The sequence below is a fragment of the Prochlorococcus marinus XMU1405 genome (assembly GCF_017696275.1).
GTDB classification, from domain to species: Bacteria; Cyanobacteriota; Cyanobacteriia; order PCC-6307; family Cyanobiaceae; genus Prochlorococcus_A; species Prochlorococcus_A marinus_AB.
In genome coordinates, this window is the sequence record NZ_JAAORF010000001.1 from 370,588 (window position 1) to 386,987 (window position 16,400).

Genomic DNA, 16,400 nt, shown 5'->3' on the forward strand with positions numbered 1-16,400 from the left:
TTACGCAAATCACAAGAAAAGTTTCTTAGAATCAATGAAGTTATTTTTAATAAAATGAAAGGCTTAGCCTTAGTTGTAGGTGCAGGTGGAATTGGAACACAACTAGCTAAAGATCTGAATGAAAGTGAAAAAGATTTAGATGTTGTTTTGTGTGGAAGACAAAGTGAATTTAATCCTTTTTGGGAATTAGACATAGAGGATTCTCAATCCCTTTTGCAGTTGAAAAATAAAATATCAAATCATCCTTCAAAATTGAGGCTAGTTGTTAATGCTACAGGTAGACTTCATAGTGATTCTCTTCAACCAGAAAAAAGATTACAACATCTTGATAAAAAAAATATGATGGAAAGTTTTTCAATAAATGCCTTTTCTCCTATTTTATTAGCTAAAGCGATTGAAGAATTTATACCAAAAGATTTTGATTTTAATTTTGCAAGTGTAAGTGCAAGAGTTGGTAGCATTGGAGATAATCAAACTGGAGGTTGGTATTCATATAGAGCTGCAAAATCTGCGCAAAATCAGTTTTTTAAATCTTTAAGTATTGAATGGGCTAGACGTTTCCCAAAGGCTACTATCACATTGCTTCATCCAGGAACAGTAGATACTGATTTATCTAGACCTTTTCATAAATTTGTTCCAGAACATAAATTATTTAGTAAAGAAAAATCCTCCCAATTCTTGATTAATATTATTAAAAATCAATCACCAGAATCTACAGGAAAATTTATTGCATGGGACAACTCGGAGATACCTTGGTAAACTAAATTTTTTTTATATCAATAGATCTTTAAGTCAATATTTTTTTTATTTCTCTAGCAAGTAAATCAACCTCAGCTTCTGTAGTCATTTGATGTACGCATGCTCTAAACCATTTTGGATCTTCTAAAACTCTAATCCAAATTTTCTCTTCTCCAAGTTTCTTTACAAATTTATCCTTATCTTTAATATTTTCGATATTAAAACTAACAATCCCATTTAAATATTTTTTTTCTAAAACTAATTCAACACCCTTTAATTGATTTAATTCATCCCAAAGTTTCCCACTTAATTTTTTGATATTTTTGTTTTTTTCTTTTTCATGGCAGTCTTTATCCAAAAGATCTAAAGAATTCCGGAGCCCAGCAAGTAAAGGAATACAAGAGGTAGCTATTTCAAATTTCCTTGCATCATCATGAAAAAGATTATCTGAAGGCTCGTAAATGCCTTGTTCTTTTTTTAATGATTTCCAACCAATTATTGTTGGATCTGTTTCATGAATAAATCTATCTGAGACATAAATGGCTCCAAGCCCTTCTGGGCCACAGGCCCATTTATGAGAAGTTATTGAATATAAATCAGAATAAAAAACTTCTTTTTCAATATTTATGTGCCCAAAGGTTTGAGCACCATCAACAAGTAAATAAGAATCTTCTCGATTATTTTTTAATTCGATAGAAATTTGTTTTAAAGGAATTTTATATCCAAAGTTCCATAAGATATGAGAAATAATTAGGATCTTAGTCTTACTATTTAGATTTTTCAAAATCTCTAAAATTATATTTTCGTCGTTTAGATTTTTAATTTTTTGGATTGGCAAAATTTTGAATATTAATTTATTTCTTCTGCAAAATTCTCGACTTGCAGCCACTACTCCAGGATGTTCACAGTCACTTATTAACAACTCTTCTCCCTCTTCTACTTTTATTCCCCAAAAGGGCAAAATCATACCGGAAGAGATATTTTCGGTAAAAGCTACATTCTTTGAATTGACACCTAATTTTTGCGCAATGATTCTTTTTGTGGTCAATATTTCTTTGTAAATAAAAGGCCACATATCATTGGTAAATGGTCCTAAATCTTGGATAATTTCCCAAGTTTTAACTATTGCTTCTAGAGAAGATTTTGGTAATGGTCCTTGACCGCCATAGTTGAAATAATACTTATTTTTTAATGCGGGTATTTGATCTCTTAGATTATTTCTCATGGAAATTTATATTATATTTTCAACTCTTGAATTTTTTTAAATATTGCCCACTAAAGTTACTGTTCTAAATTCAATATCCTCAATTACTTTCCAAGGTTTAGTACTCCTTTCTGCAAATTTTAAATTTTTAAATCCTAGTTCTTTAAAATCACTTATAAACTCTGGCTCGTACCATGCTCCACTAATACATCCTGTCCATAAATCATGATCATTTTGCAATCTTAAAGGAACTTTTTTGTTAGAGACGATATCGCTAATTGCAATTCTTCCATTATCGTTTAAAACTCTTTTTATGTTATTTAAAAGGTTATTTCTAGATTCTGGACTTACCAAGTTTAAAACGCAATTACTTAAAATAATATCAACTGATTTATCTGCGATTAATGGATTTAAATCTTTATCTAGTACATCAAGTTTTTCAATTGAACCTTCTAGAAATTCTGTATTGTTGAAACCTATATTTTTTGTAACTTCTTTAGAGGCTGATCTTGATAAAGAAAGCATGTCAGGATTCTGATCAACTCCAATAACTTTCCCTTCTTTCCCAACAATTTGGGCACAAATGAAAGCATTTTTGCCGCTACCACTTCCAAGGTCTAAGACTATATCATTTTTTTGAACATATTTTGTTGGATCACCACACCCATAGTCTCTTTCTATTACCTCTTGAGGAATTGCTTCAAGTAAAACGGGATTAAACCCAACTGGTGTACAAAGACAACTTTCTTTTTCTTGTGCGGCTGAGCCATATCTTTCTTGAATCGCATCTTTATGATCGAATTGATTAGGTGCTTTATTCGATGTGTTTGTATTACAGCAACTTTCAGACATATTTTTTAAAGGACTCTTGATAAATATAGCCAAAAAAAAAGCCCCTGAAAAAGGGGCCTTTAATTTGTTTAGTTAAATTATTTAGTGTAATTAACACCTCTGTAATTTAATTCTGCTTTTTCATTACTTGAAGAAGCGTCATCCATTCTGTTGGTGTATACGTTTCTTCTATAGGTAAGTTCAACAAGTTGCTTTTTAGCAGCTTCTTTGTTTTGAACGTAGTTTTTACCTCTGTAAGTTAAAGTAGTCATGTTTCGATGTGACAAAACGGCCATCCCCCGTTCCATGGTATGACTCGAACTGCGCCCTCGAATGAGGGTGAACGAAAAGTAGCGATTGCTACAAAATTATTATAAACGAATTATCCTAGACATGTCTAGCTTTTACAAATAGAAACGAAGATTTAATGTTTTTTTAATTATTATCTTAGGTAAATTTTTTTATAAATAGTCTCTAAAAAGGTTTATGTTTATATTTGTTTAATACACATGTAACTATTTATTTATGACAGGTTTTTTATATTTCTTGGGAAATACTTTAAGGTGGCCAGTTTTAAAGCCAAAAGAATTCTTTTCACTACATGCGTATTTTTCAATTGTTTATTTGATAACTTTTACTTTGAGTAAATATGATGTAAGCCAATCAAATTTAGTTTTTACTTTAGGAATTCTTGCACCTCTTTTAATCGCTATTGGTCAAGGACTTCCGATTGATTGCCTTGATATGGAATCATCTTTGTTAAAGGAATTAAAAACTAAATAATATATATTTCAGTTAAAAAATTTTTATAAAACCTGGACAACTTCGCTTATTTCAGGAATCATTTCTTTTAACTTTCTTTCAATACCCATTTTTAGAGTCATAGTGCTACTTGGGCAACTGCCACATGCTCCTTGAAGTCTGACTTTTACAATTGGACCATCTATTTCTGCAATCTCTACATTACCTCCATCAGAAATTAAAAAAGGTCTTAACTCGTCAAGGACCTTTTCTACATTTTCGTTTGTCAGCGAGAGTGTTTCAGTACTCATAATTTTGGATTAACTTTATAATAAGCCTAGAAAGAAATCTGATTAATTGCAAAAAAGATAATTTTCTGTTGTGACTTCATCTAAAAATCCCACTAATGATAATAGCTACTTTGATGCAGTCTTAGTAGGAGCAGGGATAATGAGCAGTACTTTAGCCCTTCTAATTTCAGAAGTTTTACCAGATATAAAGTTTCTTATTATAGAAAAATTAAAAGCTCCAGGAAGTGAAAGTACTGGTGCTTTTAATAATGCAGGTACAGGACATGCTGCTAATTGCGAATTAAACTATACCCCTTTAGATGAAAAAGGAAATCTTAAAATAGATAAAGCGCTCTCAATAAATCGTTCTTTTGAAACATCTATGTCTTTATGGGCCTCATTGTATGAAGCAGGGAAAATTGATTTTAAAAAGTTTCTAAAATTTATTCCTCATATTAGTTTTGTGTCTGGTCAGGATAATATTTCTTTTTTAAAAAAAAGATTTCAGAAAATGACTGAAAATCCTGAATTTATCGATATGGAATTTTCCACATCTTTTGATGAAATTTCATCATGGGCTCCACTAATAACAAAAGATAGAAATTCATCTACTAATATTGCTGCTACCAGAATAGGTAGAGGAACTGATATTAATTTTGAGGCTTTAACTAAAGAGTATTTGTCATTAGTTTCTTTAAACAAAAATGTTGAAATTAGATACAAAACAGAATTAGTAGATTTAAAGAAAATTGATAAAAAACAATGGGAACTAGAAATTAGTTCAGAAGGTACAAAAACTTCAATTAGAACTGGCTATGTTTTTCTTGGTGCTGGTGGAAAAACAATTAATTATTTACAAAAATCAAAAATTCCAGAAGCAAAAATTTATGGTGGATTTCCTGTTAGTGGGAAATGGCTTATTTGCGAGAAAAAAGATCTAACAGAAAAACATAACTCAAAAGTTTATGGTAAGGCTGATATTGGATCCCCACCAATGTCTGTGCCTCATTTAGATACCAGATGGATTGATAATAAAAAACTTCTTTTATATGGACCTTTTGCAGGATTTACAACAAAATTTTTAAAGCAAAGTTCATACTTTGACTTATTTAGTTCAATTAAAAAGAATAATATTTTTTCTATGTTAGACGTTGGTTTCAAGAACAATGATTTAATTAATTATCTAATATCGCAATCATTAAAGAACCATAACTCAAGAGTTGAAAATTTAAAGAATATGATGCCATCAGCTAATTCGTCTGATTGGTATTTAAAGAATGCTGGTCAAAGAGTTCAAATAATTAAAAAAACAGAAGCTGGTGGTTCTTTGAAATTTGGAACTGAGATTGTAAATTCATCTGATGGATCATTATCTGCTTTGTTAGGGGCATCTCCCGGAGCAAGTACTGCGGTCTCAATTATGGTTAAGGTTCTAGAAAAATCTGTCTTATTTTTAAACGACAAGCATAATCTTCAGAAAAAAATAAATGACTTAATCTATCCAGAACTATCGGACTCTGAAAAAAACAGTAGCTTAATAAAAGACATCAAAAAAAGAAATAATTCCATTTTTGGTTTCCATCCATAATTCTAATTAGCTAATATTAATCAAGATGTAATAAGAGGAGAGTTTTTCTTTCTATATGACTGATATATCGGTTTCAAAAATTAGAAATTTCTGCATAATCGCTCATATTGACCATGGCAAATCTACCCTTGCTGACAGGTTGCTCCAAGATACTGGTACTGTGCAGCAAAGGGATATGCAAGAACAATTTTTGGACAGTATGGATCTTGAAAGAGAGAGAGGAATTACTATCAAGTTACAGGCCGCTAGGATGAAATATAAAGCTGACGATTCTCAAGAATATGTTTTGAACTTAATAGATACTCCAGGGCATGTTGATTTCTCTTATGAGGTTAGTAGATCTCTTCAAGCTTGTGAAGGCGCTTTACTCGTTGTTGATGCAAGTCAAGGCGTAGAAGCTCAAACCTTAGCTAATGTTTATCTTGCCTTAGAAAATAATCTTGAAATTATTCCTGTCTTAAATAAAGTTGATTTACCAGGTGCTGATGCTGAAAAAATAAAACAAGAAATAGAGGAAATTATTGGACTTGATACATCTAATGCAATAAATTGTTCAGCAAAAACTGGAGTTGGTATTAAAGATATTTTGGAAGCAATCGTAAGAAGAGTACCTCCTCCTCAAGATGAAATTAAACTACCTACAAAGGCACTCATTTTTGATTCTTATTATGATCCGTACAGGGGAGTTATTGTTTATTTCAGGGTGATATCTGGGTCTCTTAATAAGAGAGAAAAGATATTATTAATGGCGAGTAAAAAAAATTATGAACTGGATGAGATAGGAATAATGGCCCCTGATCAGCAGCAAGTTGATGAATTACATGCAGGAGAAGTTGGTTATTTAGCTGCGTCTATAAAATCAGTTGCTGATGCGAGAGTAGGAGATACGATTACTCTTTTAAATTCACCTGCAAATGATCCTTTGCCTGGTTATAAGACTGCAAATCCAATGGTTTTTTGTGGCTTATTCCCGACTGATGCCGATCAATTCCCAGATTTAAGAGTATCTCTTGAAAAATTACAATTATCTGATGCAGCTTTAAAATATGAGCCCGAAACTAGTAGCGCAATGGGCTTCGGATTTAGGTGCGGATTCCTAGGACTTCTTCATATGGAGATTGTTCAAGAAAGATTAGAAAGAGAATATGACTTGGATCTAATCGTAACGGCACCATCAGTTATTTATAAAGTTAATTTAAATCAGCAGGAACATATTTTTATTGATAATCCTTCTACAATTCCTGATCCACAACTTAGAGAATCAATAGAAGAGCCTTATGTGAAAATGGAAATTTATGCTCCCAATGAATTTAATGGAACATTAATGGGTTTATGTCAGGAAAGAAGGGGAGTATTTATAGATATGAAATACATAACAACAGATCGAGTTACCTTGATTTATGAAATTCCATTAGCAGAAGTTGTTACAGATTTCTTTGATCAAATGAAAAGTAGAACCCAAGGTTATGCATCAATGGAATATCATTTGATTGGCTATAGAAAGAATGACCTTGTTAGATTAGATGTCCTAATAAATTCAGAAAGAGCAGATCCTTTAACTTCTATTGTTCATAAAGATAAAGCTTATGGAATTGGCAGAAGTTTAGTTGAGAAATTAAAAGAACTTATTCCAAAACAACAATTTAAAATACCTATCCAAGCATCAATCGGTAGCAGGATTATTGCAAGTGAAAGTATAAGTGCTTTGAGAAAAGATGTTTTATCTAAATGTTATGGAGGAGATATATCTAGGAAAAAGAAACTTTTAAAGAAACAGGCCAAAGGTAAAAAGAGGATGAAGGCAATGGGTAAGGTTGAAGTCCCCCAAGAAGCTTTTATGGCAGTCCTGAAATTAAATCAGTAATTTTTTTTAATTTAAAATTTATAGCTATTTATTATTAAAAGAATTGGGTATATTTCATTTATATCTGTAAAAAAAAATTTGGAAATTAACTCATTTAATCGTGTCGGCGCAAATATCAGAAAAGCTGGATTTTTAATTGTACTTTTTTATCTTCTTGTTGTTTTAATAATGAAATTTTTAGATGCCAATAATTTTTTTGGCTATTCATTTTCAACGTTAAGCAATGATATCTTTGCCCCTCCTTCTCTTAATCATTTTTGTGGCACAGATAGATTAGGAAGAGATGTTTGCTTAAGAACTTTGCAAGGATCATCATTAGCGATAGAAGTTGTATTCTTAGCTATTCTTTTTTCATTAAGTTTGGGTTTGCCATTGGGATTATTAAGTGGATATTTTGGTGGTTTTTTTGATAAATGCTTATCACTAATAATGGATACTATTTTTTCAATACCTGTAATTTTGCTTTCAGTTGTTGTGGCTTTTGTATTGGGTAAGGGCATCCTTAACGCTGCTTTGGCATTGTGTATTGTTTACTCTCCTCAATATTTTAGATTAATCAGAAATCAGACAATATTGGTTAAATCCGAAACTTATGTGGAGGCAGCTCAAGTTACAGGAGCTGATGTTAAAACAATTATTTTTAAATATATTCTCCCAAATGTAATAACACCTTTGCCTATTCTGATTACCCTAAATGCTGCGGATGCAGTTTTGGTATTAGGAAGTTTAGGATTTTTAGGCCTTGGTGTTCCTGCAGATGTCCCAGAGTGGGGAAGTGATTTAAATCTTGCTCTTGCCGCTTTACCTACAGGTATATGGTGGACGGCTTTGTTCCCAGGTTTGGCAATGTTTTTTTTAGTTTTAGGTCTTTCTTTTATAGGAGAGGATCTTGAAGAAATTTTTGATAGTCAAAATTCTGAATAAATTTAGTTATCTTTAATAGGATAAAGTTCTCCTTGATTATTCAACTTTGGATATTCTTTAGCTGATTTTTTGTACATCGCAGCTAATTCTGGGTAACACCATTCAAAAAGTGTTTTTTGATATTCATCCATATTTAAACCTTCTCCATTAGCGGGCAATATACCTTTATTTTTTCTTTGGCGAATAGCTTCAAATAATAATATGGAAGCAGCAACTGAAACATTAAGGGATTGAACCATACCTCTCATAGGTATAAAAATTGATTGATCAACCATTGATATAAGTTCATTACTTAGTCCCCATTTTTCGGCTCCTAAAACAAAACATGTATTTTGAGAATAATCAAAATTTCTATAATCTACTGATTCATTATTAAGAGTCGTTCCATATAATTTAAAACCCTTATTCTTTAAATCAGATATTGCTGAAATAGTGTTTTCATGATTATTTAGTTTTACCCATTTTTGACTTCCTTGAGCAGTACTATTAAAAGTCTTAACGGCATTCGTTTTGCTAATAAAATTTGCTTCGAAAACACCTGCTGCATCACATGTCCTTAATATCGCAGATAAATTATGTGGTTTATTGACATCCTCAACTAAAACAGTCAAGTTTTTCATTCTGCAATCTAAAACACTTTTGATTCGTTCAAATCTTCTTGGCAAAATTGACATTTATAATTTTTTCACACTTTTAAATTATATTCAAAAAATATTGATTACCTATTAAATCTCTTGGTTTATAATATTTTGGTAGTTTAAATTAACTCAATGGCATACATAGAATGGGACTATACGGTAATAACAAGTATGGTAGAAAAACAAGGGTGGGATTTACCTGATCGTGAATCTGAAGAATGGAATAAATTTAACGATGAATTAGGAGAAAAAATGAGAGGTGTTGGAATTATTTTTGAAAAATATTGCAAATTTACTCCTGACATAGGAGAGGGAGTTCATCTTCTAGATGACTAATCATAAATAGTTTTAAACCATTGATGTATCCCTTAATCAATGGCTTATTAATTAATAAGATAATATATTTTCTATAAATTAGAACTGGCAATTATTAAGGCTTCATAAAGCTTGTACTCAAAAAAAAATTTTTTATTCCACAAAAAAGTTATTTAATTTCTATATTTGAATAAAAATATGAAAAATAAATTAACCTTTTTATTCGATGGTGGTTGTCCACTTTGTTTGAGAGAAACAAATTTTCTTAAAAAAAGAGATACCTTAAATCAAATTGCATTCATAGACATTAATAGTAAGGATTATGATCAAAGTCTTTATAATGACATCTCATATTCAGAAGCTATGTCAAACCTGCATGGGATTATTGAAAATGGTGAAATTATTAGGGGACTAGATGTACTTGCATATTCTTATGAATTAGTTGGTTTAGGTTGGGTTTATTATCCCTTGAAGATTAAGCTCTTATCTCCATTATTGAGATTGGTTTACAGATATTGGGCAAAATATAGACTTCAAATTACAGGTAGATCCGATATTGAAGAACTTTGTACCTCACGATGTGAACAATAAATATGGAAAGTATCGATATAGACAGAATAATAGAAATGTGTTGGGAAGATAGAACACCCTTTGAAGCTATCGAGTATCAATTTGGTTTAAAAGAGGAAGATGCGATAAAAATTATGCGTCAAAATCTTAAACCCAAATCTTTCAAAGTCTGGAGAAAGAGAGTTTCGGGAAGAAATACAAAACATATGTCCCTTAAAGATTCAACTAGATTTAAATCTACTCATAAAAGAAAATTATAAATTTTGAAAAATCTTTCTACTAAAACTTGTCCTGTTTGCAATAGGCCGTTTGAGTGGCGTAAAAAATGGAAAAACTGTTGGGATGATGTTATCTACTGTTCAAAAAGATGCAGTAACAGGAAGTCGCAAAGATGAAACAAGTATCAATTATTTTCCCGAATCAACTTTTTAGAAAAAGCCCAATCTTAAAAATAAATTGTGAAGTTTTGCTTTTGGAAGACTCATTATTTTTTGGAAATGATAAATTTCATAAGTTAATTAACCATAAAAATAAGTTAGTTTTTCATAGAGCATCTATGCTCGCTTATAAAAATTATTTAGAAATATCTGGCTTTAAAGTTTTATATATCGAAAACAAGAATAATGTTTCTACAGTTGATTACTTATCGGAATTTATTAAAAATAAATATCAGGAAATAAATCTCATTGAACCTCATGATTTTTTAATAATGAAGAGGATTAATAATTTTGTTGAAAGTAATAATTTAGCTTTAAATATTTTGCCTTCTCCTATGTTTATGAGCAGTGAAGATATAAAAGAGTTATTTGCATCAAATGCAAAAAAACCTCTTATGGGGAGATTTTATGAGAATCAAAGAAAGAGCCAAAAGATATTAGTTAATCCTGATGATACACCTGAAGGTGGTAAATGGAGTTTCGATGAAATGAACAGAAAAAAATTACCAAAAAAAATAAATATACCTGATACACCTAAATTACAAAAAAATAAATTTGTAGTTAATGCAGAAAGATCATTAGCCAATTTTGATATTGAGTTTATTGGAGAAAGTAATAACTTTTTATATCCAACTAATTTTGAAGAGGCAGATGAATGGTTAAATGATTTTTTTAAACATAGATTTTTCTTATTTGGAGATTATGAGGATGCTATTTCTAAAGAAAATTCTTTTTTATGGCATAGTTTACTTTCTCCTCTTTTAAATAGCGGCTTATTAACCCCAGATGTAGTAGTAAATAAAGCATTACTTTTTGCAAAAAATAATAATGTTCCTATTAACTCTTTAGAGGGATTTATTCGTCAAATTATTGGATGGAGAGAATTTATTTGCCTAGTCTATAAAAAGTATGGAACAAAAATGCGAAATAGTAATTTTTGGAATTTTGAAGATAAGCCAATCCCAAAATCTTTTTATCAAGGAAATACAGGAATTGAACCAGTTGACGTTGTTATAAAAAATATTATTAAATTTGGTTATTGTCATCATATTGAGCGGCTAATGATTGTTGGCAACTTTATGCTTCTATGTAGAATTCACCCCAACCAAGTTTATAAATGGTTTATGGAAATGTTTATTGATTCGTATGATTGGGTTATGGTCCCAAATGTTTACGGAATGAGTCAGTTTAGTGATGGAGGTATCTTTTCAACAAAGCCATATATATCAAGCTCTAATTATGTAAAAAAAATGTCTAATTTTAAAAATGGTCCATGGTGTGAAATATGGGATGGCTTATTTTGGAAATTTATTAAAGATAATGAAAGCTTTTTTAGAAAGCAATATCGTCTGGCAATGTTAACGAGAAATCTCGATAAAATGTCAGAGGGAAAATTAAATAATCACTTAAAAACGGCCGATAAATTTTTAAGAGATATTCAATAAATTAAGAGTAATAAACTACACTTGTCTTTGAAAAATTAAAAGAATATTATGTTAGGACGAAATATTAAGTACGGATGTTAATTTAGGAAAAATTAGATTTATCTAATGGGAATTGGAACACTTTTTTTAAAAAGTAATTCGACGGGCATTATCACTTTTTCTGAATTAGATTGGATAACTACCCATCAATCTAATTTCACAAGGTTGGAGGAATCCATAGCAATTAAATTAGGAAGAATGCTTGATGCAGGATCTATCAATATTGGTTGCCGTTTGAAATCCTGATTAAGTTTTTATTTTACTTATGAAGTATCAAGAAGAAAAAAAATTATTTTTTCGGGAAAGAATCCATTCTTTAAATATTTTTCTTTTTTTGGGATTTAATCTTTCACTTATTTCAATCTTAGGTTTTATTTGGTTGAATACTGCAATTAAAAAAGTAGTTTAATTTTTTGAATTTTTTGTATATTAAAGTTATCTTTAATAATAAATTATATTTTGAGCATAGGATATTTACAAAGAAAGGCAGCTTGGGAAATTTTATTAAAAGTTAGTTCTGGTGATTTTTCTGATCATGCTCTTGAAAAGGTTTTAAAAAATTATCAATTTAATCCTCTTGATATAGCTTTTATTACGGAATTATCTTTTGGTTGCATAAGGTATAGAAAATTTCTTGATCTTTGGACGGATCATACATCAAAAATTACTCATAAAAAGCAGCCTCCAAAGTTAAGATGGCTTCTCCATATAGGTTTATATCAACTATTGAAAATGGATAAAATTCCATTTCCTGCTGCTATTTCTACCACTGTAGAAGTAGCCAAAAAAACAGATTTAAATGGTTTAGCGGGAACCGTAAATGCGATATTGAGAAATGCATCAAGAAAATTAGAACAAAAAATTTTTCCGGAATTATCTTCTGATAGAAAAGAAAGAATTTCATATCTTGAATCATTTCCATTATGGCTTGTCAAGGATCTTTATAAATGGGTCGGCAATAGCGAGGGTGAAAATATCATTAAGGCATTTAATAAAAAACCATCAATTGATTTGAGAATTAACCAATTAAAAACTAATTTAGATAACTTTTTGAAAGTACTTCATGAAAATAAAATTGATGCTGAAATTATTAAAGATTTACATAATGGAATTACTTTAAAATCTAATCCAAGATCAATAAAAAATTTACCAGGATATAGTGATGGACTTTGGACAATTCAGGATAGATCGTCTCAGTGGATAGCACCTCTATTAAATCCAAAAGAAGGTGAAAAGATTTTAGATGCTTGTGCAGCTCCAGGAAGTAAGTCTACCCACTTAGCAGAATTAACAAATGATAGTGCTGATATCATTGCCGTAGATAGATCAGCAAAAAGATTGAAAATACTCCAATCAAATTTAGAAAGGTTAAATTTGAAATCTGTTAATACCATTCAGGCTGATGCTACGAGTTTGATTGAATTAAATCCTAAGTTTATATCTTATTTTGATAAGATTTTATTAGATGCTCCATGCTCAGGCATTGGAACTCTTTCCAGGAATCCAGATTCTAGATGGTCTTTAAGTAAAGAAAAAATAAAATCTTTAACTTTATTACAGGAAAAACTTTTGGAGAGTGTTTTTCCTCTTTTGAAAAAAGATGGCACTTTAGTTTATTCAACTTGTACTATTTGTCCCGATGAAAATAATCTATTAATTGAACGATTTATTGAAAAAAATAAAACTTTAAAATTGGTTAGCCAAAAGCAAATTTTACCTAGATTGGATTATCCTGGTGATGGATTTTATTCTGCAATAATTTCTTATAAATCTTAAAAATATAATTTATTTTTTAATTCGAATTTTATAAATTTCAGATATGAACTTTTTCCATAAATAAGCTGCATTGCCACTAGATAATTCAGATTCCTTGTTATCGTCGTAACCTATCCAGATCCCTGTTGTAAGGTTATCAATGGAACCAATAAACCAGAGATCTTTATTTCCATCAGATGTTCCTGTTTTCCCATAAATTTTCTTTCCTTTTATAGAGGCTGCTTTCGAAGTGCCTTCTTTTACAGATTTTTCAAGAAGTTTATTTATTTTCTTGTTTATTTTTAAATCTAGTATTTTCTTGGAAATAGATTTGTATTCCCAAATAGGTTGTTTTTTAAATGATTCTATTTTTTCTATGATTTTAGGGCTTTGAATCTTCCCATTATTGTTTATTGCAGAATATGCATTTGTGATGTTTAAAAGATTGTCTCCGTAGGAGCCAATAGCTAATGATGGGAATTCCTCAAACTCTTGCTTATAACCTAGTCCAAATGAATTCGCTAAATTAATAATATTTATTAAGCCAATTTTTTTTGTTATTGATATTGGAACGATATTTGATGAACTTTTAAATGATTCAATCAAAGATATTGAACCTCTATAGTCTTCTGAAAAATTTTTTGGGCAATAACTTTCCCAGCATATTGGTAAGTCTTCAAATTTATCACTTAATTTAATTCCTTCTATTAATGCAGCAGCATAAGGGATTATTTTAAAAGTAGATCCTAAAGGTCTTACAGATGATATTACTCTATTGTATTCATTAATTGATGGATTTTTGCTGGTTATCATTGTTCTGATTAGTCCTGTGTTTGATTCGATAGATAACAGAGCAAATTCAAGTTCTTTAGGTCCAGCATATCTTGATATTTTTTGTCCTCTGATTTGCCAATCTTTGTTGATAGAAGATTTAATTTTTAAAAACTTATAATCATTTTTACTTCCAACTCTTTTATCTGTTTCCTGAAGAATAAAGTTTATTAGTAATTTATCATCTAAAAAATTATCAGCTGTTTGATAATTTAATTTTATTTTTTCTTTAATAGCCTTATTCTTATTTGCAAGAGAAATATAACCATCAACATACATTGATTCAAGAACTTTATTTCTATTTTTAATAGCTAGTTCTAAATTTTGATAAGGTGAATAAATTGATGGGGCTGGAGCTAATCCTGTAATTAATGCGATCTCTGATAATGTCAACTCTTCTATAAATTTTCCAAAATAAACTTGTGCAGCTTCGTTTACCCCGTATGCTCCTGATCCTAAATAAATATTATTTAAATATAATTTTAAAATTTGATTTTTGTCATATCTAAATTCAAGTATGAGTGATATAAATATTTCTTTTATTTTTCTTTGAAAACTTAAATCATTATTTAGAAAAAGTAATCTAGCAACTTGTTGTGTAATCGTACTTCCTCCCTCTTTAACATAACCACTTCTAATATTTTGAATAAGGGCACGTGAAATACTTTTTACATCTATTCCATTATGTTTATAAAATCTTTTATCCTCAGAAGATATAAAAGAATGTTTAAGAAAAAATGGGATTTTATGATAACTATTATCTATTTCAAATTTGCTGCTTAATTTGCTTAGTATCTTATTATCAGCAGATGTTATTACATAAGAATATTTGGTTTCCCGAGACTTTTTATTTTTATAAACGTCAAATTTTAACGTACTAAATATTAGACTAAAAAAATAAAAAGATATTCCAGAAAAAATTAATATTGGAATTATTAAAACAAAAGATTTGAATTTAATCTTTTGCACCTTAAGCAACTAAAAAACTATGTCCTATCGCTAAAGCTGTAACTAACATTCCAGTTATAAGGAATGGTTGGGCACTTGCTTGATATTTGACATCAAACTTTAGAGGATCTCTTAGTAACCACATATCTTGAAATGTAATTTGTGGAATAACCAATAAAACCAAAATTACAGAGGCTAAATGTTGACCAATAATGACTAATACTACAACCATTGCTAATTGAAAAATGTCAATCAGTCCTGCACTAATTCTACTTGCATTTTTAATTCCAAATACTACGGGTAGAGAATTTAAGCCTAGCTTTGAGTCTCCTTCAACACTTTTGAAATCATTAATAACAGCAATTCCAAGTCCTGAAAGGCTATAAGCAAGTGTTAGTAATGCCGTCACGATAGTTAATTTACCAAACAAGGCTTGTCCTGCCCACCAAGGTAAAGCTATATAAGATGCTCCTAATGCATAATTTCCAAGCCAACCATTCTGTTTTAATTTAAGTGGTGGAGCAGAATATATATAACTAACAAAGGAACCTCCTAATGCCAAAAGTAAGACGGAAGGAAAGCTGTGCTTAGCATATAAATCTAATAGAAAAGCAACTATTAAGCCCGCTATAAGTAATACCCAGATTTGTATTTTTACATCTTTAATTGAAATTTTCCCAGAAGGAATTGGTCTATTAGGTTCATTAATTGCATCAATTTCTTTATCAAAAAAATCATTTATGGTTTGTGTATAACCAGCCAGAAGCGGTCCACTCATCAACATACATGCTAATGAAGCTAGAACATTACTAAATGTCCATTCAAAATTCCCACTTGCAGCTGCTCCACAAATAACTCCCCATATCAAAGGGATCCACGTTATGGGTTTCATTAACTGTATACGGAGTTTCCATATACTTGATGTTTCAGAGGCACCCTTAATTCCTAATAATTGTTTTGGATCATTCACTTTACTCTTTAACCTTTCTCAATTTCTTCTGGGAAAAACCAATTTTGCTCACCATTCTGTAATTTCGCCGTGATGCCAATACTTCTGCCGTCTGTCATTTTATAGCCTGTTATTACTGCTTTAGGATTCGAGGATATTTGATCGATTAATTTATCTGGTAGTCTATCTTTTACTTTGTTAATGTTAATTTTGATTTTACTACCGATTTTGGGTAATAATTTTGTTTCAGCCATAAGAGGTAAAATGGAATCTATTATGCAAGATTAACAGCA

The 16,400-nt window shown here is 30.2% G+C and carries 20 protein-coding genes; 12 read left to right on the forward strand and 8 right to left on the reverse strand.

Going from position 1 to position 16,400, the window contains the following annotated elements:
• Positions 1–54 precede the first annotated feature (54 nt).
• Complete coding sequence (locus tag HA148_RS02140; protein WP_209129791.1) at positions 55–759, forward strand: SDR family NAD(P)-dependent oxidoreductase; 705 nt, start codon at positions 55–57, stop codon at positions 757–759.
• A gap of 28 nt (positions 760–787) precedes the next feature.
• Here the strand turns inward: HA148_RS02140 and HA148_RS02145 are convergent, their stop codons facing one another.
• From HA148_RS02145 to HA148_RS02155, 3 genes are all read right to left on the reverse strand, one after another.
• Positions 788–1,963 carry an aminotransferase class V-fold PLP-dependent enzyme gene (locus HA148_RS02145; protein WP_209129793.1) on the reverse strand — a complete coding sequence of 392 codons (1,176 nt, stop codon included), beginning with the start codon at positions 1,961–1,963 and terminating at the stop codon, positions 788–790.
• A gap of 36 nt (positions 1,964–1,999) precedes the next feature.
• Positions 2,000–2,794, reverse strand: coding sequence for a methyltransferase domain-containing protein (locus HA148_RS02150; protein WP_209129795.1), 795 nt, complete (start codon positions 2,792–2,794; stop codon positions 2,000–2,002).
• Between the two features lie 77 nt (positions 2,795–2,871).
• Complete coding sequence (locus HA148_RS02155) at positions 2,872–3,045, reverse strand: DUF4278 domain-containing protein (protein ID WP_071813219.1); 174 nt, start codon at positions 3,043–3,045, stop codon at positions 2,872–2,874.
• 253 nt (positions 3,046–3,298) lie between these two features.
• On the opposite strand from HA148_RS02155, the gene HA148_RS02160 reads away from it, so the two are divergent.
• Positions 3,299–3,556, forward strand: coding sequence for a hypothetical protein (locus tag HA148_RS02160; RefSeq protein WP_025887572.1), 258 nt, complete (start codon positions 3,299–3,301; stop codon positions 3,554–3,556).
• A 23-nt stretch (positions 3,557–3,579) separates the two neighbouring features.
• Here HA148_RS02160 and HA148_RS02165 read toward each other — a convergent pair whose 3' ends face one another.
• On the reverse strand, positions 3,580–3,825 hold the full coding sequence (locus HA148_RS02165; protein WP_002805305.1) for a NifU family protein: 246 nt from the start codon (positions 3,823–3,825) through the stop codon (positions 3,580–3,582).
• Positions 3,826–3,895: 70 nt separating this feature from the next.
• On the opposite strand from HA148_RS02165, the gene HA148_RS02170 reads away from it, so the two are divergent.
• From HA148_RS02170 to HA148_RS02180, 3 genes are all read left to right on the forward strand, one after another.
• Positions 3,896–5,392 (forward strand): malate:quinone oxidoreductase, encoded by a 1,497-nt coding sequence (locus HA148_RS02170; protein ID WP_209129797.1) that lies wholly within the window; start codon positions 3,896–3,898, stop codon positions 5,390–5,392.
• A 55-nt stretch (positions 5,393–5,447) separates the two neighbouring features.
• On the forward strand, positions 5,448–7,256 hold the full coding sequence (gene lepA, locus HA148_RS02175) for a translation elongation factor 4 (protein ID WP_011817927.1): 1,809 nt from the start codon (positions 5,448–5,450) through the stop codon (positions 7,254–7,256).
• Between the two features lie 168 nt (positions 7,257–7,424).
• Positions 7,425–8,180: an ABC transporter permease gene (locus tag HA148_RS02180; RefSeq protein WP_209130234.1), complete on the forward strand. Its 756-nt coding sequence runs from the start codon at positions 7,425–7,427 to the stop codon at positions 8,178–8,180.
• Between the two features lie 2 nt (positions 8,181–8,182).
• Here HA148_RS02180 and trmH read toward each other — a convergent pair whose 3' ends face one another.
• Entirely contained in the window at positions 8,183–8,854 is a 672-nt protein-coding gene (gene trmH, locus HA148_RS02185; RefSeq protein WP_209129799.1) for a tRNA (guanosine(18)-2'-O)-methyltransferase TrmH, read from the reverse strand.
• Between the two features lie 96 nt (positions 8,855–8,950).
• Between trmH and HA148_RS02190 the strand changes: the two genes are divergently transcribed.
• The 7 genes from HA148_RS02190 (at position 8,951) to HA148_RS02220 (ending at position 13,400) form a co-directional block, all read left to right on the forward strand.
• Complete coding sequence (locus HA148_RS02190) at positions 8,951–9,154, forward strand: hypothetical protein (RefSeq protein ID WP_209129801.1); 204 nt, start codon at positions 8,951–8,953, stop codon at positions 9,152–9,154.
• Positions 9,155–9,331: 177 nt separating this feature from the next.
• Positions 9,332–9,724, forward strand: coding sequence for a thiol-disulfide oxidoreductase DCC family protein (locus tag HA148_RS02195; RefSeq protein WP_209129803.1), 393 nt, complete (start codon positions 9,332–9,334; stop codon positions 9,722–9,724).
• A 2-nt stretch (positions 9,725–9,726) separates the two neighbouring features.
• Positions 9,727–9,963, forward strand: a complete 237-nt coding sequence (locus tag HA148_RS02200) for a TIGR03643 family protein (protein WP_209129805.1) — start codon at positions 9,727–9,729, stop codon at positions 9,961–9,963.
• Positions 9,964–9,966: 3 nt separating this feature from the next.
• Positions 9,967–10,098 carry a DUF2256 domain-containing protein gene (locus HA148_RS02205; RefSeq protein WP_071813202.1) on the forward strand — a complete coding sequence of 44 codons (132 nt, stop codon included), beginning with the start codon at positions 9,967–9,969 and terminating at the stop codon, positions 10,096–10,098.
• A complete protein-coding gene (locus HA148_RS02210; RefSeq protein ID WP_209129808.1) occupies positions 10,095–11,585 on the forward strand; it encodes a cryptochrome/photolyase family protein in 1,491 nt (496 codons plus the stop codon). The genes HA148_RS02205 and HA148_RS02210 overlap by 4 nt, the downstream gene beginning before the upstream one ends.
• 105 nt (positions 11,586–11,690) lie before the next feature.
• Complete coding sequence (locus HA148_RS02215) at positions 11,691–11,870, forward strand: hypothetical protein (RefSeq protein WP_209129810.1); 180 nt, start codon at positions 11,691–11,693, stop codon at positions 11,868–11,870.
• A 213-nt stretch (positions 11,871–12,083) separates the two neighbouring features.
• Positions 12,084–13,400, forward strand: a complete 1,317-nt coding sequence (locus tag HA148_RS02220; protein ID WP_209129812.1) for a 16S rRNA (cytosine(967)-C(5))-methyltransferase — start codon at positions 12,084–12,086, stop codon at positions 13,398–13,400.
• Positions 13,401–13,409: 9 nt separating this feature from the next.
• Here the strand turns inward: HA148_RS02220 and HA148_RS02225 are convergent, their stop codons facing one another.
• From HA148_RS02225 to petP, 3 genes are read right to left on the reverse strand one after another with little or no spacing between them, the layout of a single operon-like run.
• Positions 13,410–15,179 (reverse strand): transglycosylase domain-containing protein, encoded by a 1,770-nt coding sequence (locus HA148_RS02225; RefSeq protein ID WP_209129814.1) that lies wholly within the window; start codon positions 15,177–15,179, stop codon positions 13,410–13,412.
• 1 nt (position 15,180) lies between these two features.
• Positions 15,181–16,128, reverse strand: a complete 948-nt coding sequence (chlG, locus tag HA148_RS02230) for a chlorophyll synthase ChlG (RefSeq protein WP_011375987.1) — start codon at positions 16,126–16,128, stop codon at positions 15,181–15,183.
• An 8-nt stretch (positions 16,129–16,136) separates the two neighbouring features.
• The gene (petP, locus tag HA148_RS02235) at positions 16,137–16,361 is read right to left on the reverse strand and encodes a cytochrome b6f subunit PetP (protein WP_209129816.1); all 225 of its coding nucleotides are present in this window, start codon (positions 16,359–16,361) and stop codon (positions 16,137–16,139) included.
• Positions 16,362–16,400 lie beyond the last annotated feature (39 nt).